19 protein-coding genes are annotated in these 23596 nt (G+C 37.5%); 10 read left to right on the plus strand and 9 right to left on the minus strand.

The window, feature by feature from the left end:
• Position 1: 1 nt before the first annotated feature.
• From DBR39_RS18530 to DBR39_RS18550, 5 genes are all read right to left on the minus strand, one after another.
• Entirely contained in the window at positions 2–2482 is a 2481-nt protein-coding gene (locus tag DBR39_RS18530; RefSeq protein WP_124535563.1) for an alpha/beta hydrolase family protein, read from the minus strand.
• A gap of 2 nt (positions 2483–2484) precedes the next feature.
• The gene (locus DBR39_RS18535; RefSeq protein ID WP_124535565.1) at positions 2485–3858 is read right to left on the minus strand and encodes a RagB/SusD family nutrient uptake outer membrane protein; all 1374 of its coding nucleotides are present in this window, start codon (positions 3856–3858) and stop codon (positions 2485–2487) included.
• Between the two features lie 11 nt (positions 3859–3869).
• Positions 3870–6944 (minus strand): SusC/RagA family TonB-linked outer membrane protein, encoded by a 3075-nt coding sequence (locus DBR39_RS18540; RefSeq protein WP_124535567.1) that lies wholly within the window; start codon positions 6942–6944, stop codon positions 3870–3872.
• A 159-nt stretch (positions 6945–7103) separates the two neighbouring features.
• Entirely contained in the window at positions 7104–8000 is an 897-nt protein-coding gene (locus DBR39_RS18545) for a FecR family protein (protein WP_124535569.1), read from the minus strand.
• 92 nt (positions 8001–8092) lie between these two features.
• Positions 8093–8617, minus strand: a complete 525-nt coding sequence (locus DBR39_RS18550) for a sigma-70 family RNA polymerase sigma factor (protein WP_124535571.1) — start codon at positions 8615–8617, stop codon at positions 8093–8095.
• A 618-nt stretch (positions 8618–9235) separates the two neighbouring features.
• On the opposite strand from DBR39_RS18550, the gene DBR39_RS18555 reads away from it, so the two are divergent.
• The 8 genes from DBR39_RS18555 to DBR39_RS18590 all read left to right on the plus strand — a co-directional run bounded on the left by DBR39_RS18555 (position 9236) and on the right by DBR39_RS18590 (position 15844).
• A complete protein-coding gene (locus DBR39_RS18555; RefSeq protein WP_124535573.1) occupies positions 9236–10636 on the plus strand; it encodes a hypothetical protein in 1401 nt (466 codons plus the stop codon).
• Between the two features lie 29 nt (positions 10637–10665).
• The gene (locus DBR39_RS18560) at positions 10666–11904 is read left to right on the plus strand and encodes a hypothetical protein (protein ID WP_124535575.1); all 1239 of its coding nucleotides are present in this window, start codon (positions 10666–10668) and stop codon (positions 11902–11904) included.
• Positions 11905–11909: 5 nt separating this feature from the next.
• On the plus strand, positions 11910–12419 hold the full coding sequence (locus tag DBR39_RS18565; protein WP_124535577.1) for a hypothetical protein: 510 nt from the start codon (positions 11910–11912) through the stop codon (positions 12417–12419).
• Between the two features lie 14 nt (positions 12420–12433).
• A complete protein-coding gene (locus DBR39_RS18570; RefSeq protein WP_124535579.1) occupies positions 12434–12883 on the plus strand; it encodes a ribonuclease E inhibitor RraB in 450 nt (149 codons plus the stop codon).
• 6 nt (positions 12884–12889) lie between these two features.
• Complete coding sequence (locus tag DBR39_RS18575) at positions 12890–13207, plus strand: hypothetical protein (protein ID WP_124535581.1); 318 nt, start codon at positions 12890–12892, stop codon at positions 13205–13207.
• Between the two features lie 5 nt (positions 13208–13212).
• Positions 13213–14271 (plus strand): hypothetical protein, encoded by a 1059-nt coding sequence (locus tag DBR39_RS18580; RefSeq protein ID WP_124535583.1) that lies wholly within the window; start codon positions 13213–13215, stop codon positions 14269–14271.
• 23 nt (positions 14272–14294) lie between these two features.
• Positions 14295–14804, plus strand: coding sequence for a hypothetical protein (locus DBR39_RS18585; RefSeq protein ID WP_124535585.1), 510 nt, complete (start codon positions 14295–14297; stop codon positions 14802–14804).
• Between the two features lie 65 nt (positions 14805–14869).
• Complete coding sequence (locus DBR39_RS18590) at positions 14870–15844, plus strand: hypothetical protein (RefSeq protein WP_124535587.1); 975 nt, start codon at positions 14870–14872, stop codon at positions 15842–15844.
• 47 nt (positions 15845–15891) lie between these two features.
• Here DBR39_RS18590 and DBR39_RS18595 read toward each other — a convergent pair whose 3' ends face one another.
• Entirely contained in the window at positions 15892–16674 is a 783-nt protein-coding gene (locus DBR39_RS18595; protein ID WP_124535589.1) for an XRE family transcriptional regulator, read from the minus strand.
• A gap of 80 nt (positions 16675–16754) precedes the next feature.
• On the opposite strand from DBR39_RS18595, the gene dinB reads away from it, so the two are divergent.
• Both dinB and DBR39_RS18605 read left to right on the plus strand, forming a co-directional pair.
• Entirely contained in the window at positions 16755–17903 is a 1149-nt protein-coding gene (gene dinB / locus DBR39_RS18600) for a DNA polymerase IV (RefSeq protein ID WP_124535645.1), read from the plus strand.
• Between the two features lie 11 nt (positions 17904–17914).
• A complete protein-coding gene (locus DBR39_RS18605) occupies positions 17915–20962 on the plus strand; it encodes a DNA polymerase III subunit alpha (RefSeq protein WP_124535591.1) in 3048 nt (1015 codons plus the stop codon).
• 307 nt (positions 20963–21269) lie between these two features.
• Here DBR39_RS18605 and DBR39_RS18610 read toward each other — a convergent pair whose 3' ends face one another.
• Genes DBR39_RS18610 through DBR39_RS18620 form a run of 3 tightly spaced genes read right to left on the minus strand, consistent with a single transcriptional unit; the run spans position 21270 to position 23436 of the window.
• The gene (locus DBR39_RS18610; RefSeq protein ID WP_124535592.1) at positions 21270–21650 is read right to left on the minus strand and encodes a hypothetical protein; all 381 of its coding nucleotides are present in this window, start codon (positions 21648–21650) and stop codon (positions 21270–21272) included.
• 49 nt (positions 21651–21699) lie between these two features.
• Positions 21700–22089: a hypothetical protein gene (locus DBR39_RS18615; protein ID WP_124535594.1), complete on the minus strand. Its 390-nt coding sequence runs from the start codon at positions 22087–22089 to the stop codon at positions 21700–21702.
• A 12-nt stretch (positions 22090–22101) separates the two neighbouring features.
• Positions 22102–23436: a hypothetical protein gene (locus DBR39_RS18620; RefSeq protein ID WP_124535596.1), complete on the minus strand. Its 1335-nt coding sequence runs from the start codon at positions 23434–23436 to the stop codon at positions 22102–22104.
• Between the last annotated feature and the right edge of the window lie 160 nt (positions 23437–23596).

Genomic DNA, 23596 nt, shown 5'->3' on the forward strand with positions numbered 1-23596 from the left:
GCTATGTAGCATCCCTTTTAATTTCTTTTTCGATCCAAGGAATATTGGTTTTATTTTTTAGAAAATAATCCCACCATTCAAGTGATCTTCTGTTCATATCCATACTTTCTTTGGTATTCCATCCCAGGTCATGTTCTCGCTGTTGATAGAATAGTGCGATTGTAGGAAGATTGTTCCGCTTTAGTCCCATAAAGAATTCCATAGCCTGTTCAGCAGGTACAATATCGTCTTTAACACCGTTCCAAATCAGAACAGGCGCTTTAACCATTTCCACGTAATTTATTGGACTGTTTTTTAGATAAAGTTGTTTATCCTCCGAAAAAGGTTTGTTCATTTCATACTGTCCGGTCTCAAATCTGGTGTGATTAGGCTTTTGTTCATGATAATCATAGGAAAAATAGCGGGAAGTTATATCACTATATCCTGCACCTGCAATAAAAGCGGCGAATCGGTCGGAGTGCGTGGCAATAAAATTGGTTTCATATCCGCCCAGGGAATGGCCCGTCAGTCCAATTTTATTTTTATTAATGGCAGTGTATGTGGATAAGGCATCGAGTGCGCTATTTATACAGTCCAATGCCGCAAGACCAGGTCCTCCACCATCAAAGACGATATCCGGTTCATACACAAAATAACCATGTTCCAAAAGGGTACGTCTATTTACGCCTGTAGGTTCATTTGCTGGAAGGGAATAAAAATTGGATAGCGTGCTTTTAATTTGATAAATGTAAACCACCATTGGGTATTTTTTACTTTGATCATATCCTGTGGGATAGTAAAGGACACCCTTCAAAGGTATTCCAAGAGAATTTTTATATTGTATAATTTCCTGTTTTAGAGTTTGTCCAGTCTTATCCTTAGTAGTAAAAATTTCGATTTTCTTTTTGCTTCCAGCTTTCAAAGAGAATATCTTGGGTGCCATATTGTAGTTTTCTTCGATTGTTACTAAATTCTTCAAATCTTGGTCGTACTTAATGTCCTTAATCCGATTTTTTGTTGTAGGAATGACAGTTTTTATTTTGGCTTTGTAAAAAGAACTGTAAGTACTGCTATTTGAAATTTTATTTACTGTTCTAATCAAAAGTGGACGTTTACTGCTAAACATATTCATTTTAAACCCAAACACAGGATTCGTGGTTCTTCGCTCAGCATTTAAAATTCTAGCCTCTTGTTCTTTTGAAATTCCAGCTGGGAATAGTGTTTGGCTTTTTATGTCAAAAATATAGACGTCATTGGAACTTTCAAATAGGATGTTTTTAAAATCCTCGGAAAACGTAGGATTCTGTAAACTTTGATTATCAATAATTATGTGTCTGTCAATTTCTACTTCATAGAGGTTCCATTTTTGATCTTTTGGGTTTAGTGCGATAATAAAACGGCCGTTAGAGGAATGTACGATGTCCTTTGTAACCTGATGAAAAATTTCGGTAAAAGTTCCCCTTAATGTATCATATAGTTTCAGATTAAAGAATGGATGCAATGTTAGATTCTTAAATTCCTCCAATGGATTAAAAGCCAAAACATACCTCTCACTGTCAATGTTACTGTACATTGGATAAGTGTTGGGTAACTGATATGTCCTGTTTGTATCCTTGCTCCATAGATAATAAAGGTAGTCTGTTGATCCTGCCTGTTTAGCGCTTAGATTATTATCCCTCCCGTACCATATATCTAAAAAATTCTCCTTAGATGGTTTTCGTCGACTTGCGAAGGTAATAAAATATGCCTTACCATCTTTAACCGGAGATACTTCAACGAAGTCAGCTTTTTGTGGCTCAATACCTGATAATATTGTTTGTTTTCCATATTGCGTATCAATAAATACCAGCTGCAATTTACGGGTCTTCGGATCTGTTATGCAGAGAATGAGATCCTTGCCAGAAGGAGGGAACAACATTTGCGTAATTTCCTTTTGGGTTTCAAACAAAATTACTTTTTTATCACTATCTATGCGTGCTACTTTATTTATTGTTCCTTCTTTAAAATTCAGAAATAATAAATTTTTTTTGTCTGTTGTAAACATGTGGCTATTTGCCACTGATTGCAATAATTCATTCGCTGAACCATACAGTTTAAATGTTCCACTTTTATCCATAATGAGGTACTGATTTAGTTCAAAAAGGATATCTGCAAATCTCACATTTTCATATTTAACCGTTGATTTCTTATGTAAATTGCTATGCTGTGCTATTCCATTTCCGTAGGAGAATAAACTGCTGTTTTTTAAGAACATATTATTTGGCATTTTAAGTATGGTTGCCAGCTGGTTATTTGTTCTGTTGGCGTCCAATACTACAGCGGTATCGCTGTTGGTCGAATATATTTTTCGCATAGCCACAAAGTTTGTATCGGGCGAATAGGTAAGGTTATTTATGGTGTGATATCTTGATATCCATTGCTGTAAAGTATCATAAGTAACCTTAGATTGGCCGTTTCCTATAATATTTAGAAGGATTAATAGAAAAATTAATATCTTTTTCATAATCAGTATCCGGTATTTTGTGGGTTCAGATTAGGATTTAGCAATAACTCTTTTTGCGGCAAAGGCCAAAAGCTATGGTAACTTTTCCAATTTGTTTTAATGGGTAGAAGGTCATTTAATCTATTCATCCTTTTAAGGTCGAGGAATCGATGCCCCATTTCAGTAAAGAATTCTTTTCTATTTTCTAATAGGATTTCATCAAGTAAGCTCTGTTTTGAAATCGGCATCACAAGTGCTGCCAATGTTGCGCGTTGTCGTGTTACATTCAGGTAAGGAAGTGCGTCAGCTATTTTATCCTGTTGGGCAAGCGTTTCAGCTAAAAGGAGATACACCTCCTCTAATCTAAATACAACTGAAAATTCCGAAGTATTATTTGTAAGTGCCTTATATTTTGCGGCCCTGTACCATGTATTTTGTCCTACAGTAATAGTTGCCATCCACTGATTTTTACGCTGGTCGCCAGCAGTGAAGATGTTTACCAAGTTCTGGGATAACGCATAATTGGAAGGGGCTGCCCCTGTAAAATAATAGGCAGTTACTTCCTGGGTTGCATCGCCATTGTTTTTTGGTTTTAATTGCCACAGAATATGTGATCCACTTTTTGTAAAAACCTTGCTGAGATCATTTTCAGGTTGATAAAGGGAGCTTTGAGTTATAGTTCGCAATAAAGTTTCAGCATTATTCCATTTGGATTGTAGCATATAGATTTTTGCAAGCTGCAGCTGCGCAACCTTACGGTTAGGAATGATCCTTTCTGTACTTCTGTAAGCATCAGTAAGTAATGATATGCTGGTGTTGAGATCATTTTCCAATTGGGTCAGCACTTCTGATGATTGGATTTTTGATAAGGATTGATTTATCTGATAATCTGTTGAAGTAGGATAGGGAATATCGCCAAAAATTTGTTGTAGGTAGAAGAACAGTATTGATCTTACCAATAGTGCTTCACCTTTGATTCGCTGCTTTTCAGTGGCAGGAATTGTTGTAGATTTTTCTGTCCCTTCCAATATGGCGTTTGATACATACACCAATCTATATGCTGAGGCCCAGTATGTACTTATTGCAGCATTGCTATCAATCTGCTGATTTTGAAAAATATCGTAAAGTCCCGTCGTAGAATTTGTTCCATAATAGGTAAGGTCGTCCGTATAACTTCCCAGTAATCTACCTGTTTGGTTCCCAGCGAGCGGTGAACTGTTCCATAATCCAGCGTATAATTCAGCAAGTGCAGCATTAGCTGTCTGCACGGTCTCAAAAACGGATTCAGTAGGAATCTGGTTTTCGGGCACGTCTACTTCCAGGATTTTTTCACATGATAAACTAACCTGTAGTAGTAAAATCGCCAGTATTGTATATATAAATATGTGTGTTTTCATTTTGAGATATTTTAAAGATTTAATTTTAAACCAAATGAGAATGTGCGTAAAGGCGGGAGGTAGCCAATAGTTGTGAATTCCGGATCAATGCCAAAATACTTTGTCCACGTGATGAGATTTTGGCCTTGAAAGTATATCCTTATACTTCTGAATGATGTGTTTTTTAAAGGGATATTGTAAGCTAATTCTACATTTTTTAGCCTGATAAAGGACCCGTCTGCTACAGATGCCGTACTATTCTGGAATATTGAATGGTTAGGCGATGCATTGGCCTTATATGGCTGATAAAAGCCAGCCGGATTTTCTGGCGACCAGACATCCAACGCTTCGACTGGAAGATTGTTCATTATCCCCGGAGAAGGGATGATGTAGTTGTAATTTCTACTTTTTTGTTTTACAAACTGAAATAAGAAAGAGAAATCCCAATTCTCATAATGTAAGCTGCTGCTTAAACCGCCAAAGAAATTTACTCCGATGTTTTCAACTATTTTGGCGTCGTCCGCAGAAGAGATTTTGCCGTCTACATTGTAGTCTGTGAAAATATAAGTCCCGGTTTTAGGGTCGATTCCTTCAAGATTAAATAACTTAACAATTGAGGTTGGTTGGCCAATAACATAGGTATTACTATATGTTGAGCCCTCTAGTCCCGGAAAAGAAATTAGTTTATTTTTGGGAAAAGTTATGTTAAATGAAGTTTCCCATTGGAATTTTCCCTTGGAAAATGGTCTGGCATTCAATTCAAATTCCCATCCGGTATTCTGCACCGTGGCATCCAAGTTCGCAAGTACAGAGGAAAAGCCAGTCATTGTAGGTAGCTGGTAGCCGACTAATTGATTGGATGAACGGTTGCGGTACCAGGCGGTATTAATATTTACTTTATTCCTGAATAATCCCACTTCGATTGCAGCTTCAAGTTTCTTGGTTTTTTCCCAACTGAAATCGGGATTGAACAGGCGGGAAGGGAGCAGACCTGTTATACCATCGTAAATGGATGAAGAGACGGTATAGGTATCCAGATACCCATAATCACCAATATTGTCGCTACCTGTTGTTCCAAAACTTCCACGTAATTTTCCAAAACTGAGCCAACTCGAATTTTTCAGAAAATTCTCCTCGGAAAATAGCCATGCTGCACCTACCGCGCCAAAACTTGCAAATTTCTTATTTGGTCCAAAACGGCTTGATCCGTCACGCCTACCGGTGATATTCAGGATATATTTTTTATCAAGTTGGTAGTTTACTCTTCCAAAAAATGCGACATATCTGTATTGCGTGTTGTATTGATCTTCGATCGTTTTTGTTTTTGCTGCGGATATATTGTGGATAAGTGCATTACTTTCGAAGCCTGTACCGCTCATTGAGCCATAGGAGTTGTTTTCATTTTGAAATGTACCTCCTACCAAAATATCAAGGGCATGTTTTTCATGGCTAAATTTCCAGTTAATCTGTGGTTCCAGGATATAAGATAGTCTATTCTGATTGTTTTTGGAAGCCTTTGAATAGGCACTTGACTGTCCGGTTACATACGCAGGATTATAGATGGTATTTGGACTGATATTCCATTCCTCAAAAGCTTGATAATTGACCCCTCCACCTAGTTTTAGTGTGATATTTTTAAACAGATCATATGCGATGTTAAGATTTGTCAGATGCTGGATGTTTTGGTTAGAGTATGTAGCATTGTAAGCTGCAACGGGATTGCTCCAGGTATTATTCTCCCAATTCAGTGTGCCATCATCATTGTAAAGGGCAGGTGCATTTGGAGACAGAGAAAATGCACTTCGGGTGATGTCCGAATTTATAACATTGTTTTTTTGAATGCTGAACATATTTGAAACCGCAAGATTAAGCTTTTTGTCTTTTGACCGGTGTGCAATATTAGTGGTGATACTATTTGTGGTATATTTAAAATCATTGCCAAAAACAGTGGACTGTTCATTATGCCCCAAGCTTAGAAGAAATGATGTTGTTTCACTACCACCTGTTAATTGTAGTTGGGTATTGGATGCGGTTGCTGTATTTCCTATTAAACTTTTAGACCAGTCAGTGTACCTGTCCGTTTTCCATGTACCATTAACGTCATAAGCATTTGCTGGATATGTGCTGATTCCACTATTGAAAAATGCCTGCCTCCGCATACTGAGATATTGTTCAGTATTCATCATTTTCAATCTCGACATTACGTTACTGAGTGCGTATGATGAGTTTAATGACACGCTTAGCCTGCCCGATTTACCCTTTTTCGTTGTGACGAGAATGACCCCATTTGCACCGCGGGAACCGTAGATTGCGGTCGCATCCGCATCTTTTAGCACCTCAATACTTTCGATATCATTCGGATTGATACTATTTAAAGGGCTGATACTTGACATAGGCAATATGGCAGATGTAAATCCAAACGTTTTCACTTCATTACCTATTGGAACGCCGTCGACAATATACAGCGGATTGTTGCCATCACTTCTTAACGAGTTTTTACCTCTAATCTGGACTTGAAAGCCACTGCCAGGAACACCACTGCTCTGCACAATGCTGACCCCGGCCATACGTCCCTGTGCAGCTGCCAGCACATTTGATATAGGCTGGTTTTCGATTTCTTTAGCGCTAACTTTAGCAATACTTCCGGTTTGTTCTTTTTTGCTGACCTTATAGTATCCGGCGTTCAGGATAACTTCATCAATAACTTTTGTATTATAGACTGTGGTTGTGGTATCGGCTTTAACAAGTATAGGGGATGAGTTTTCGATAATTGCCGAGGTTGATTTATTTTTTTTCGGCCTGATGATAACGCTATTATTGTCGATAAAAGTTTCGACGGGAACATCCCTCAAAATTTTATTAAGACAGTCCATTACCAGTTCATTTTTACATTTAGTTGGCTGAACTAAATAATCTTTAAGATCATCGTTTGAGTAAATCTTATCTTTTACATTTTCTGATAGAAATTTCCCTACAGCTTCTGATGCAGTCGTTTTTCCAGTTTCAAAATTTACCCTCTTTGTGGAGAGTTTTTCTTGGGCATACAGCCCTTGGCAGCCTATTGATAAGACGAGAATCAATAGTACTGCTCTGCAAAGTTTTTTCATTATTTTTGCATTAGTATTTATAATTAATAATCTATCGAACAATTATTGGTTGAATACTTCTTGGCCGACGGTTGCACCCGTCGGTCTCTTTATTGTATTCTTCCACACCAGTTTCATTAGGAGTACGGAATTAGGGCAGGAGTATGGATCGACCATAGTCTATTCCTCCAATTGAAATGTTTTATCATTTATTTTGGTAGTTTTTAGGTTCAGTTTGAGTGAGATGAGTCTTATCAAATCTGCTGCTGTGGCTTTTTCTTTTGTAGCACTAATTTTTGAATTTGCAACCGCTGACGGGAACAGAATTTTTATGCCGTAGGTATTTTCTAAAATTTTTATGGCATTAGAAAGTTCTAAATCAGTTAATGAAACAGTCGCCGAATTGTTGGTTTGAGATTGACCTTTACTTTTAGTATCAACAATGGTCGCAACATCTTTAGAGCCTTGATTGGAGAATGTCTCTTTCGGATGTATAATAAATGTTTCTGCTGGTTTTTCAGTTTTTATAACCTGCACTTTGCCCTCATACAGATCAACATTGAAGGCTGTTTTCTGCTGGGTGATTTTAAAAACTGTACCCAGAACTTTTGTTTCATAAAGTCCGGCATGTACGATGAAGGGATGATTTTTGGATTTGGTTACATTAAAAACTGCCTCCCCTGTGAGAAAGACATCTCTTGTTGCTGCTGGAAATGATTTCTCGACCGTTAATATAGCTCCCTTTGCCAAGATTGCTGTTGATCCATCCTTTAAAGTAACTTTCAAATCATCATGATATGCCCGATATACATCAGGTAGAAAGAGCGTTCTGTAGGCTATTATACTGAAAATAATGACCAGGGAAGCGGCGATCAGCATGGAAGAATAACGGAACGTCTTTCTCCTTCTCTTTTGTGCTTCATGTGCTTCTATTCTCGCATAAAGTTTTTGATGAAACTCTTTTGCTTCCTGCACTGTAGGAGGCTCTATATCTGCGTCTGAATCATTTGTGAGGCTATCCCATAACTCTTTTGCTTCATCTATCGCAGTTGGTTGGGAGTCTTTTCTCCTGTTCATAATAAAGGGCTTTATTATTTATACCCGAAAACGGCAATAATAGCCCCCCTGTAAACAGAACTTTAACTGAAATTAACTGATTTTAACAAAATTTAAGAATGGTTTTGATGTTCTCGAAGAAATATAAGTGCCTTTCCGATCTGTTTTTTTACAGCTTTAGTGGATAAATTGAGTTGTGTTGCGATTTTTTCCTGAGTAATGCCCTCATACTTGTTCATGGTGAAAATTTTCCTTCTTATGGGAGGAAGCTGGTCAATATTCAACTGTAAAAGTTCGAGTTCTCTGTCTTTTTCTAACTGAGCCTGGAGCAATTCGGCAGAGTCATCAGGTAATTGGAGATTATTTATTTCCGTGGTATAAGGGTGCTTATTCAGATTCGAGAAGTATCTGGAAATCTCCTGAACGCAAGTTTTTACGATTACACTTTCAGTGTTCTGCTGGGTGAGCGAATTCCTGTAAGTCCATAGATGAAAAAAGATATTCTGCATAACGTCGAATACATCATCGCGGTCTTTGACTTTTCGGGCCACCATAACAAAAATGCGATTCCAATATGTATCATAAATTTGCTGAAACATAAGATCGTGATTGTTTGTATGACGTGAAAATAACGGCATTCTAGGTTATTTAGGAATTTCGCAGTTCTACAAATTTAAGTATAATTTATTAAAATTGTTTATTTTAGTAATATATTTGCATTGTTGTGGTGTAAACACTGAACTGAATTGTACTTTATCGACGATTTTAGCCATTTATCAGAATTTTTGAAATCTATATCATATTTTAGTGATAATAATTATCGTTAATAAAAATATTTATATCTTAGTACCCTAAATTTTATCGAAAATAAAGCGTAAGCTGTCAAAAAGGTTTGAGAAAACTGCGAAACTTCCAAATAACCTCCTATTGACAGACTTACGCCTGTGCATCGTCATACGGGCATGGGCTAGGTCGTCATTAGGTTATGGGTTCTTCGCAGTACCTCTCAAAGATGACGTATCTGGTTTCATGCCTTTTGTATTTTCCCAGGGATGCATCAGTTTAATACCTTATAATTTTATCTATTATACGACATGTTTTGTCGTTCTGACAGTATAATTTCGCTTTTAGATCTTTGATAAACAACATTCGATCAGAGAATCTGATAATATTTCCGTGAAAATACGGATACCGTAGTGTTATAAATTAAAATATATTGCGAAGCCAAAATTAACCTTAAAAAACACACCTATGAGATGAGACAAATATTATTATTTAGCTTATTTTTATGCTATCCCTATATCTATGGACAGATTCCAAATCTGCCGCAAAGACCTGGTGTCTCCAATCTTTACAGTATACCTGCGGGTCTGAATAATCAACCCACCCCTAGACCTGCCTCCCCAAATATTAATGCTAATTCAAATCTTTATAAAAAAAAGACTACTCACCAAGACGATCAGGAAGAGATTAACAGAGAGGTTGAACGCCAGATGGCTTTAATCAGGGAAGAAGCTGATGCAAAACGCTATAATCTCAGTTCTTTATCCGAAAAGAAAGGAACTGATTCTTACTACAGGGCCTATGATAATTTACTAAAGCTCGATCCGGAGGGGTATACACTTGCAGATGCTGTATTTATCGTTGAAAATGCATACAACAATAATGACAGGAATTTTCAGTCGGATTATCAGCAGCAGATACAGAAAGCTACTTCGATAATCAGGCAAGATATTAAGAAAAATGGTATTGATGAATCTGACAATGTTGCTAAAAACCTTTCAATTTTCAAATACTTTGCCCAAGATACCAAGCAGAATGGAAAAGTTGTCCACAAAGCGGTCAAATATGATTTTGATGACTATATGGGGGCAAAAGACTACAGTAAAATGTTTGTTTCCAAACTGATGAGATCCAACAGTGGCCAATGTCATTCTATGCCGTTGTTGTATTTGATCTTGGCAGAACAGATCGGTGCAGAAGCCTTTTTGGTTTTGTCACCTAACCATTCTTATATACGTTTTAAGGATAATGATGGCGAAGTGTTGAGCGTAGAGTTGACCAACGGGATGTTTTCAGCAAATTCGTTTGTTCTGAATTCAGGATATATTAAAGCTGAAGCCCTCAAGAATAAGCTTTATATGCAAAATTTAACAAAGAAAGATGTTCTTTCGCAGACTTATGTGGATCTCGCCAGCGGGTATATCCACAAATTTGGCTATGACGAGTTTGTTGCCAAAGTTCTAGGTAAGGCGCTGGAGCTGAATCCTAACAATATTAATGCAACCCTATGGAAAAGCAATACTGACCAAATGAGGTTTATGCAAGCCTGTAACCGTCTAGGTATCGATCCTGAAAATAAAGAACAGCTGCAAAAGATCAGGAGCTATCCGCTCCTGGAAGATCAGTTTCTGGGTATCAAGGCTGGCTTTGATTACATCGATCAATCAGGTTTTGCCCAAATGCCTCCAGAGCAGTATGAACAATGGTTAGGCTCATTAAAAAGCACTGAAAATAAGCAAAAAAGTGATGAGATTGCGGAACGGATAAGACTACTCAACGCTCAAAAACAGCGTGAACAAGCTAAAAAAGCAAAGGCAATTACACCTAAGAAGGAAAGTCCTAAAGTGTATGCTATTCCAAAGGAATTTTTATAACCAGATAATTCGAAATACAAACTTAAAATATGAGAAGGATTTTATTATTTATTCTGCTGTTTTTTATTGGATTTAACCAAGCGCAGGTAAAACAGAATAAGAAATTGACCAGCAAAAAGGTGTGGGTCAATCCGGTAAAACTTACCAAAGAGGAAAAAGCAAGACCTTACATGAGTGAGGTTCTAAAAACCAGAGATTCCTTAACGCCAGTTGAAGCGGAAAGAAGAAGAAAAAATATCGAGGCGGGTAACCCATTTAAAAAATATGGCTATTATCCGAAGGTAGCTACACTGAGTAAGGGTAAATACCTGGAATTTCATGACCAGGACAGCATTGTTATTATAGGCTCTGTCAAATACAATGTAAAAAAGGATAGCATTTCTGGGTTAATGGAGATTAATTTAGATGATCCCGATGCGCAACCAATTGGTGATACCCACGGACGTTGGATCAGCCCTGATCCATTGAGTGAAGAATTTTCAAGCTGGTCTCCGTATAACTATGCGTTAAATAATCCGCTTAGAAACGCCGATCCAACGGGAATGGCCCCTGAAGACTGGGTTAAAGACGGGAATCGGATTTTCTTCGATCCCAGTGTTACAGGAAATTCTCAGGTGCAGGCTAAATACGGAAGCAATGCCCAATCGATTGAAGGATATCACGTTACAAAAAATGGTATTAAGACAAGCTATGCACTAGGACAGGATGGTTCAATCAGTACAAATTTTGCTAATATTGTGTCAACTACGACAAGCGTTTATCAAACCGGAAATATTGAAACTGGTGCGGCAACGATTGAAGGGCAGTTAGGCACTAGCCAAGCCACAATTGGTCCGATCCCCGATTCCCGGGGAAAGACAGATATTCAAATGCTCGTAGCTGAAAATCCATTAGTTCAGGACGCAGTCCTTGGAGCTGCAACAGGCGGTGTTTTCAGCGCGCTCAGAAAAGCGGCGGTTGTGTCCGAAGCCGCCGAAGGAGCTCATTCAATATATCAGGGTGTTAATGCTGCAGGAGAAGTTAGCTATGTAGGTAGATCAGTTAGACCTACTGTTAGATTTGGCGAGCACTTAGCAAAAGGTGGAGAGAAAAGTTTATTAAGATACGAGGTTGTCCAGGAAGGATTAACTTTGCAACAGGCAAGGGTGGCAGAACAAAATCTGATAAATCAGTACGGTTTACAGAAAAATGGTGGACAGCTTTTAAATAAAATAAATTCAATTGCCCCGTCAAAGTGGACTAAATACGGTGTTACACCACCAAAATAATAATTATGGCTAAACGAGTAAATACCAAAATAGGAGACATTTTTTCCGTTGCAATAAACGAAACAGAAAAAAGATATATGCAGTTAATCGCTTTCGATGAAACCCAATTGAACAGTGATGTAATTAGAGCATTTAAAAAAATATACCCTATTAATGAAAAACCAAATCTTGATGAAATAGTTAATGGAGAAATATTTTTTTATGCACATTGTGTCACAAAATTCGGCGTAAAATTTAATCTGTGGGAATCCGTTGGAAATAGCCAGAATGTCGGCAATATTCAAGATATTTTATTTAGAGGATCAAGTGATTCTGGGCATAGACGGGGAGATGAACCGATTAAGATATCTCAAAATTGGTACGTATGGCGCATTAATGATGCGAAGTTTACACATGTAGGTAAGCTAGAAGGAGACTATAAAAAAGCCGAATTAGGAGTAATAGTAAATCCTTATGATATTGTTGATAGAATGAAAACGGGCAATTATAATTTTTTTTATCCTGATTTTGAATAATAGAACGTGAGCTTATGGGAAAGAAAATATTTCTATTTTTTGCTACGATTATTCTATTTTCTTGTAGCCAAAAGAAAGATGAACAGCTAAAGGATGCCTCGTCAGTTGTAAATTATAAAATCGTTGAAACTGCAACACCCGATAACGGTTTATCTACCGAAGATTTGGATGCTCAAGCGATAAAAAATTTAGAGAAAGCTGGTATTGACAAAAATTCTAAGCGTAATATTGAATTTTATTTTTACTGTAAAGAAGAAGAGCAGGCAAAGCAACTTACAGATCATTTAAGATATATGAAGTACACTGCGGAATATCAAATTTCTGCGGATAAAAAAGAGTTTGTTGTTATGGGGTATACTACTCCTCTTGAAGTTGGTGCACTGGTAGGGTGGAGTAAGGGAATGTCACAAGTTGCAACAAAGTACAATTGCGTATTTGACGGATGGCAGATCGCCGTTAAATAAGAAGAAATGAAATTAGCTGAAATAATAGAGGCACTTAAAACAGGTTCCATTAACAATCTATTAGACCAAACCTCGGGTTTAATGGGTCATAATCTAATTTTTATATATGCTGAACTTTCGGTCAATGTAGACGCTGAGTATCATCTTATAATTGACGAGACTGCGAGTGGAAAAGATTACAGGGAAAATGATACATATTACGAAGTACTCTGCCAGTTATCTGTTCTGGATGAGCTAGTAAGAGAATATTCTGAAATTTACCCAAAAAAAACAAGTGATATTTTGGCAATTGATATTGTTGATCATATCGAAAACAATTTTTAGTACTTATGAAAAACCTTTTTTGTGGGCTATTGTTGCTTGCATTTTGCGTAGTTAAGAGTCAAAATAACATGTTTTATTCAGATGCTTATCAGGCTATCGACAATATGTTAAATGGCAAACAGCCTTATAGCTTTAAAACAGCGGTTTTCAGTGTAGAAAACGCATATTACCAAGGGAAATTAGATACAGCTATGCTGAATCAAAAAATCAGTTTTCTAACTAGATTTTGTAATCAGCTAACGAAGAATAGAAAGCTTTTATATTCGGAAAATGACCAGGTAACGGTTACTAAATATGCAGCTATATATACGGTGTTAACACAACAAACGCAGGTAATAGTTGGGACAGATACTTTAAATTACAAACCGTTCAGCTATGATTTCGAAGATGTATTCGGACACAAAGATTTACCAAATTTGTTTGTTTCAAAACTATTGGGATCTCAGAAAGGAAATTGTAATTCGATGCCTTACTTATATAAAATTTTGGCTGAAGAGCTCGGCGTAACCGCTAATTTGGCGCTTGCACCAAATCATGTTTATATCAAACATAATATCAAATCTATTGGATGGTTTAATACAGAACTTACCAGTGGTATATTTCCGCAAGACGCATGGCTCATGGCATCAGGCTTTATCCATTTAGACGCTATTCAAAACGGTGTTTATATGAAGGCTCTTAATGACAAAGAAAGTCTTGCTCTATGTCTGGTTGATCTAGCAAATGCCTATAATAGAAATTTTCCAGATAACGATGGATTGTTTCCTTTAAAATGTGCTGAAAGGGCAATTGAGATATATCCATTTTTAGCGACCGCTTTGATCTTGCAGGCGGAGACTCACAAAAGCCAATTTGAAAAAATAATGAAGCACGAGAATGCAGCTGATATCGAAGTTGCCCTCATAAACCCCGATGCAAAGAAGCTGTTTACGTTGATGAATAAAGAGTACAAGCATATTCATAAGATTGGATATAGAAATATGCCCGAAAATATGTATTTGGATTGGCTTGTATCGTTGAAAACGGAAAGAAGTAAATATGAGGATACACGACTTTCCCATTGAGTACAAATCAATAAAAGCAGGGTATGGAGAAAAGAATAAGAACTAAGATTGGAGATGTATTTTCTGTAAAATTAGATAATGGGAATAAGAAGTATTTTCAATACATAGCAAATGATTTAGCCCAATTAAATAGTGATGTTATTTGTTCTTTTAAAAAAGAATTTCCAAACGACGTAATCTTGGATTTTTCAGAAGTATTATCAGGTGAAATTGACTTTCATGCCCATACCATCATAAATCTCGGGGTAAAGCAAAATTACTTTACAAAAGAAGGAACGAGTCCCGTTAAGCACACTTTGCGGAATGTCATTTTTAGAGATACAAATGATTATGGTAAAAGAGCTGGTGAGGTTATGATAGAAGTATCTGATAATTGGTATATATGGAAGATTAGCGATAAAAATTTCACAAAGGTTGGTAAGCTGGTCGGTGAAAACCGGAAAGCAGAAATCGGAATTGTGATACCACCATTCGCTATAGTAGAAAGAGTGAAAACTGAGAGTTATAATTTTGTTTATCCGCAGTTTGAATGATAAAAACTATCTTGTAAAGTTTTATTTATGATATTAGCTTGTGAGAAAGAACTAAATATGTGATAATGAATGATCAGTATACAATTTTCAAAAATGATGAATTGGTTAAATCGAGGGTTTTAGCGCAAGGATTGAATATTTCTAGCGATGATTTTGAAAAGATTCAATGTTGGTTTGACTTACTACTTTGGCATCATGAACAATTAACTAGCAACACTGAGGAGCAGTTTAATACAGAAAAGAAATTAGAAATCCTGTTCAATGAAATGGTTTCATCTGAAATTCAGAGGGAGAGCCATAAGTATGTACTTCCAAAGCTTCTTCATTACAACAATGCATTCAATGGAGCTTTTTTAAGGTCGCTGTATATTGCAAGATTAGGTTCTTTACTGCAAAACAATTTGATTCCCAAATTTGTGGATGATAAAAACATAGTATTTTCAGCAGAAGATTTTTTACATACATCCGAGTATCTTAAATATAATTATTTTGTTTCCCCAAACAGTAATTTTCTTGAAGATATATTGAAAATTCAACATGTCCGTGGCATTTTTAAACGGGCCTCTCCAAGGTTGAAGTTTGAAACTGTGAAAAACATATCGCTTATTATATCTCAGATCGAATACCATCATAATATTATCTGTTTCAAGAAAATTTTAAAGCTAGTAACAAAAAAAGATAATGAATTGATCGATTATCTAAAAGAGTTTCAAGTAGAAAATAGGCAGGGGTGTTATAAAATTATTAGCGATATCCTGTCTTTGTACTTGTCAGACAACATTTGGAATGATTTTGAGATTAAAGTTGCTCTCATCCATTATTTGGATACAGGTAGAGGTACAAATCCTTCAGCGAGTTGGAATAAAAAATTGCAAGAATTGTGCGTAAGCATTGGAGCTAGCAAACTATTACAAATCTCGAGTTACATTCTGGATAATGATAACTGTAAAAATTACAATTTTCCTGATGGGCTACAATGGAGTGATGACACAGCAAAACGATTTTTGAAGTCTGCGAAGTGGATAAAAACTTATATCTAAATAGTATAGTTGCGTTATCAAAGGGTTCATTAAGGTGAATGCTAAAATTATTTTTCAAAAGATTTTCGAAGATCGTTAACTTCACCCAGGAGCTTTATCAGCATTGATTTTATGTCTTCGCTAGCGAAGTCAATTATTTCCTGTTCTCTAGATGAAAAGCTGCCTGCATATTGCCAAATCTCCCAAAGGTCGGCAAATGAAATATCATAACTATCATAAAATGTATTGTCAGATTTTACGGTAATGGATCTGTCGTTGATAGTTTCAATGCGTTTGAAAGTAAATCCTGTGCGGGTTACCAGTACATGCGTTTTACCTACACTGATATCTTGAATACTCTCTACGTATTTTCCAACAATGTAAGTGCCATCCTGATAGGGAGGCATTGAGTCGCCTACTGCTGGAAAAGCTCTATACTTTCCATTATGAAGGAATGGTAGTGACATTGTCTGCAGACCTTCAATATATTCTGGATCAGCATATCCTGACAGGTAGCCCATTGAGGCTTTGTAGGGGACAATTTCAATTTTATTTTCGCCAAGTAAATCTGTTTTTATCGGCAGTAAAATTCTATTGTCGGGAAGATTGAGCATTTCTTCCAGCTTGTATTTTCTAAGATCTACGGTCAGCAGCAGATCTGTACTGATGTGATAATATCTTGAAATCGCTAGCAAAACTTCCAGCGGAGGCGAAGCTTTTGCGGTCTCATATTTTGCATAAGAAACTCTTGTCACAAGCAGCCTGTCGGCAATCTGCTGTTGCGAGAGTTCCGGTATCTGCTGCATCCTTAAATACCTTATGTTATCAGCTAAAATAGAGCGTGTTGACATTTTGTGAATATTTTTCACAACAAATGTAATATAAATTGTGAAAAATCTTATCAATTTTGCTAAATAAATTAGTAAACGATATGGGGCGATCGATAGTGCATTTGGATCTGGATACGTTTTTCGTATCCTGCGAAAGACTGATAAATTCCAGTTTAGACGGGATTCCACTGATCATTGGTGGAGGTGATAGGGGTGTTGTTTCTTCATGTAGCTATGAAGCAAGAACGTTTGGAGTACGGTCAGCTATGCCCATGAAAATGGCGCTTCGTCTCTGCCCGCAAGCAAAAGTTGTTAAGGGTGATATGGAACTGTATTCCAAGATGTCACATATGGTTACTGAGGTGATCGAGGAAAGTGCCCCAGTAATGGAAAAAGCTTCAATCGATGAGTTTTATCTAGATCTAACTGGGATGGACAGGTTTTTCGGAGCTTATAAATGGACCAATGAACTCGGAGCCAAGATCGAGAAGGAAACAGGTTTACCAATCAGTTATGCACTATCGACGAATAAAACTGTAAGTAAGATCGGGACTGGCGAGTCAAAGCCTCATGGACATCGAGAGATTCCTTCATTTGGTGTTCAGTCATTTTTAAATCCTTTGTCTATAAAAAAAATGCCGATGGTCGGCAGTGCAACTTTCCAGCTTTTTTCGAGAGTCGGTATCCGGACTATTGGCACACTTTCAGAAATGCCTGTCGATGTCCTACTGCAGATGATCGGAAAAAATGGAGTCGATCTCTGGAAAAAGGCGAATGGTATTGACGAAACCCCTGTTATACCTTATTCCGAAAGAAAGTCAATTTCAAAAGAGAGGACCTTTAGCAGTGATACAATGGATGTCTTTGAGGTTAAAAGCCTGATATCCGGTATGGCAGAACAACTCGCCCACCAGCTCCGTCAGGAAAAGTGGCTGACTTCTACAGTTGTGATCAAGATCAGATACTCCAACTTTGATACGGAGTCCAAGCAATGCCGGGTGAGCTATACCTCCTCAGACCATACATTGGCGCGGGTTGCGCTGGAACTTTTTGATAAGATTTATACGAGACGTATGCGGCTCCGTTTAGTGGGTTTACGATTTACGGATCTCGTTCACGGTAGCTACCAGATGAATCTTTTTGAAGACAATGCAGAGCTCATTAGTTTATATCAGGCGATGGACAACATCAAAAACCGTTTTGGTAAAGATGCGGTTGGTCGTGCAGTTGGCTTCAATTTTTTACGTTAGTATGCGCAAGTATGTTTTTAAACTGCCATTCCTTTCACAGCCTTCGTTATGGAACGCTTTCCATAGATGATCTTATTTCTCAGGCAGTAGCTCTGGGAATCAAGGAACTAGTTCTAACCGATATAAATACAGTGACCGGCATCTACGAATTTAAAAAGAAATGTGAAAAAAATGATATTCGTCCGGTTGTAGGAGTAGAAGTGCGTAAGGGCAGTGAACTGTACTATATAACGATTGCAAAGGACTTTAGAGGACTTTCAGAAGTAAACAGAATGCTTACTTCGTATAATTGTGATGGGGTCGATTTACCGTTACATCCGGATTTAAACGACAATTTTATTATTTATCCTTTGGATAATTTCCCTAAAAATCTTCGTGAAAATGAATATATCGGAATCCGTGAGGATGAACTCAATCTGTTGATAAGACCTGAATTAAAAAGGCTAATATCAAAAATGGTTGTTCTCTGCCCGGTTACATTTAGCACAAAGAAGGAATATAATCTTCATAGGATCTTACGTGCCATTGATAACAATTTACTTCTTTCCAAACTTCCGGAAAAAGAAGTGTGCAGGAAATCGGAATATTTTCGTTCTGTGGATTCAATACATAGAATTTATCGTCACTATCCTGAAATTATTGAGAATACGCAAAAATTACTTTCAAAATGCAGCTTTGATTTTGCGTTTTCGACGCCCAGAAATAGAAAACATTATACAGGTACAAAGGCCGATGACCTTAAACTTCTGGCACGTTTAGCTTATGCAGGATTGGAAAGACGGTACGGTAGAAATCATGAGCAGGCAAAACAGCGGATTGAGAAAGAACTAAAGGTCATCGACGAATTGAACTTTAGCGGTTATTTTCTGATTACATGGGATATCATCCGATACAGTAATAGCATGGGCTTTATGCATGTGGGACGTGGGAGCGGAGCGAACTCGATAGTCGCTTATTGTCTCGGTATTACGGATATATGTCCGATTGAGCTTGATCTATATTTTGAAAGGTTCTTGAATCTTAACCGAAAAAGTCCGCCTGACTTTGATATTGATTGGTCATGGCAGGAAAGAGATATTATTCTGGATTATATTTTCAATAGATACGGTAAAGAGTATGTCGCCTTCTGCGGTACTAATGTAGAGTTTAAATACCGTTCTATCATTCGGGAAGTAGGCAAAGCATTTGGACTTCCCAAGGAGGAGCTTGACGAGCTCAGCAAATATCCAGAGCGTGTATTTCGGGACGATATAGTAAAGCAGGTGCAGAAGTATGGGAAGCTGCTTGAAAAATTTCCTAACCAGCGGAGTATGCATTCCTGCGGGATTATTATTTCCGAGGAACCGCTGACAAATTTTACAGCCCTAGAGTTGCCACCAAAGGGATTTCCCATTGTACAATGGGATATGCATGTTGCTGAAGAGGTTGGTTTTGAAAAATTTGATATTTTATCACAAAGAGGGCTTGGTACGATTAACGATACCGTAAGACTACTGGAAGAAAAAAAGGGAATTAGAATCAATATAAAAGACACTACGATTTCTAAAGATGAACAAAAATGCAATGAATATTTAAGTCAGGGTAGAACCATAGGCTGTTTTTATATTGAATCGCCCGCTATGCGCGGTTTACTCAGAAGGTTAAAGTGTAATAACTATAAAGTATTGGTTGCTGCTTCATCCATTATCAGACCAGGTGTTGCCCAATCGGGAATGATGCGGGAATACATCTTTAGGCATAACAACCCGGACAAGTTTGAATATTTCCATCCTGTTTTTGAGAAGCAGTTAGGGGAAACCTATGGCATTATGGTATATCAAGAAGACGTGATCAAGATCGCATTGCATTATGGAGGGGTTTCTGCTGCTGACGGGGATATCCTGCGAAGAGCAATGAGCGGAAAAGGTAGGTCATTAAGTGCACTTCAAAAAGTGAAGGATGATTTTTTTGCATCTTGCAGAGAACAAGGGCATCCTGAGGAGCTGAGTAAAGAAATTTACCGGCAGATCGAATCTTTTGCAGGGTATTCATTTTGTAAGGCCCATTCCGCTTCCTATGCAGTGGAAAGTTATCAATCGCTTTACCTGAAAGTTTATTATCCATTGGAGTTTATGGTTTCGGCGATAAATAATATGGGCGGTTTCTATAGGACAGAGGTCTATGTACATGAGGCAAGGATGTCAGGGGGTATTATATTGAATCCATGTGTCAATAGAAGCGAGTACGAAACAACGATTTATGGAGAGGAAATATATCTGGGACTGATGCTTCTTGAAAAAGTTGAATCGAAACTTGCTCAGCTGATACCAAAGGAAAGAAAGGCAAATGGGGAGTATAGGTCAATGGAAGATTTCATCAAGAGGGTTCCAATTGGTATTGAGACTTTGCAGACGTTGATCTTTATCGGAGCATTTCGTTTTTCAGGTGTTCCAAAGAATGAACTATTGCTCAAAGCGCGCATTCTACTGGGGGATTTTAAACCGGAGAAAAGATTTCAGACTCTTTTTGAAGAACCGATTAAGGAATACAAATTTCCGGAATTAAAAAGAAATGTGTTTGAGGATGCCTTCGACGAAATCGAGATTTTAAGTTTTCCGGTATCCTGTACACCTTTCGATCTACTTCAGACAAAATATAGGGGAACTGTCATGGCCAAAGATCTGACTGCCTATCATAAAAAGGAGGTCAAGATGCTAGCGTACCTTATTTCAAGGAAACATGTTCCGACCAAGCGGGGGACAATGTTCTTTGGAACGTGGATAGATGTCGAGGGGAATTATTTTGACACAGCGCATTTTCCTGACTGCCTTGAAAAGTATCCTTTTCAGGGTGGGGGTTGCTATCTTTTATTGGGTATTGTGGAGGTAGATTTTCATTTTCCGACGATCACCATCACTAAGATGGCAAAGATGCCATTTATTGCTGATCCAAGGTATTCGCACGACGAGGAAAAGAAATATGAGGCACAGCAACGGATCAAAGAAGATGTCAGTATGACTTTCCGTGCTCCTTATCCACAGGAAAGTGAAATTGGTCTTCCTAGAAAAAAGATGTTTTAAGTGCTATCAATAAGGAAAATGAATTAATGAGATTATGGGAATCCGTAGCCAGATCTGATATTAATGCTTAAATTTGCAACTGAAAATTGAGAATCTTATTTCGATTAAAGGTCAATGTAATTTGCCAATATAAAGAATATAATATATTTCAAACATACGTATTAGGCTGCTTACGGTTTTAATACGTTTCATGGTTATTAGTTTTTAAACGCATCTTTTAAAGATGCGTTTTTTTATGGATGTATTAAAAAAAAACTCCCATGTAATGAGAGTTTTTCCAAGCGTAAAGATTCCTAATTATATAAAATTAAAACTTCTGCCATCTATTAGATGGTTCGAAGGGAACCCTGTTTTTATTTATTTTTTCCCAATCGCGATACGCAAAATGTCTGCTAACAGTAAAATAATAGCGCCAACGCCAAAAACACAATGGGTTCATTCTATACAGCCTAAAAATTTCCATATTGACCATTTCCGGTCGCGTATCATGGATAAATCCATAAGTTGTCCATTTGCTCATCCAAGGGGAATAAACTTCCATGTATTCAATGCTGGTAAAAGCGGCGTTTGCATTAGCATATCGAAAATGATCACTATCTATGGCCTTCAATATTTCCGTACCTATAATTGGTGTATTGGGTATAACCAACACAAATAGTATAATTCCTTTAATGAATTTTCTTTTCATATTCTTTTCTGACAATTCGTGCTAGCTGGCGGAACTACACGACTTAATGTTACATTACTTTAGAGGCATCGACCTTTTTCTTCTCCATATTCTTTTCGATGATATCGGGGTCCATATAGTCAAAATGCACACCATTAACTAAATAGTTTTTCCACCGCCAAAAACATAATGGATTGATTTTGTACAATCTGTATAGCTTCCGGTTTTCCAGTGAGGGAGATGTCATTTTTACCCAGTATTCAAAATGAAGGTCTGAGAAACCTGGGCTTTTAAAATTAAAATCCTGGGTTATTGTATATGACCCATCTAAATTTGCATATCGATAATATCCCTCATCTAACCGGTGGGAGATATCCTTACCGATAAAAGGTAGATTTGGAATCAGGAGAATAGTGCCAAGGACTATTATAATTGCTTTCTTCATATTTTTCTTCTTCATAAGATTGTTTTATTAGTTGCATGGAGTAGTGCTGGTCGGTGCGAAGCCTTGTGAAAGCGAAACACCAGCGGTTCCCGCTGTCTTCATGTCACTCAGCTTTAAATATAAACTTGAAGGTGTCTTGTAGCCAATTGGGCTATTGGGAACTTGCAATCCCGTTCCGCCCATTGCCGCATTAAAAACCTGTAACGCATAATTTGTGCAGTTATAATCATTAAGATCGTATTGCTTTGCGCTTCCCGCTAAGGCTGCGTTTCGTGCATTATTAAATGCGGCTTCAGTAACTGTTATCGTATAACTGCCGTCGTTTCTGCGTTTTGCAGGGTCTTCCTGTCCAATTGCAGAGTTTTCGGCGTCTTTAATCGCGGTCATCCAACTACCCGCACTTGGATAAAAGCCAAAAGTCAGCGAACGGGTTGCAGATCCGTTGGTTTTTTGCATTGTTATATAAGCATGCCCAGGATCGTCTGCAGAAACATTGTAAACCTGATAAGGGTTGCTAGGATTGGCAAGATGGCTATGAATCGTAACCTTGTAGGTGGTTTGTGCATTAGAAGGGATATTACTGAAACAATTTAAAACCTCCTGAATATTAATTGGTTCAGTCGGAGCTTCGTAATAAGTTGAGGCAGGTGCACCACTTCCACCTCCATGACTACCGCCACCGCCGCCGCCGCCGCCACCTCCGGTTGCGGTACCGCTGCACGTTGTATATAGATAAGTCCAATATTCGGTGCCATCATCAAAATACTGTACCAGATACCACTCGCTGCATACAACTGGTATATTTTTACTGGAGTCAGGTTTGCTGCTACTTTTGTTTACTTTGGTATCGGCATCCTTAGTCCTCAATTGAAGGTTTACCTTTTTCAGCCCACTTGAGTCAAGTGATTGGCTGTATAAAAAGGTATCGTTGAGATCATATACCAAATAATATACTTTTCCCAGTTCCTCACTTCGATGCACTTGTTTTTTGACGAAATTGGAAATAGTCTGGTCTGAAAATTCCGCTACAGTACGTGTATCCGCGAAAATGTTCACTTTATTTGCATTGGCTACTTTATTTCCCTCAATAGTAAATACAAGATTTTGTTGCATCGAATTATCCGGTCCTAGGTTTGTGCCTTTCTCTAAGGGGACAACAAGCGTTGTATTATCATTGTCAATCTTTATAAGCTGTGATTTTGACCAATCTAAGGGAAAAGGCTTCCCGTTGTCTTCATACCATTTTTTGGCTACCGACGTTTCGTCGGTTTGTGGATATGTTTCAATATCCCTTTCACATGACTGTAGCAGCATGATTGTGAATACTGCATAAACTAAGTTTCTGAAAATTTTTGTTAACATTTTATGTGGTTTAAAGGTTAGTGTCGCTGTGTTTCTTTGTCTTATGAACTATTGAAACTAAATTAAGCCTATAAAAATTTAAATCTTTTGACAAAAGGCAAAAAATTGAATAGTTTTTAGCCATGACTATGGGCTTTGTCATTCAAAAAGATGATTGCAG

The organism is Chryseobacterium sp. KBW03 (assembly GCF_003852415.1).
Taxonomy (GTDB): domain Bacteria; phylum Bacteroidota; class Bacteroidia; order Flavobacteriales; family Weeksellaceae; genus Chryseobacterium; species Chryseobacterium viscerum.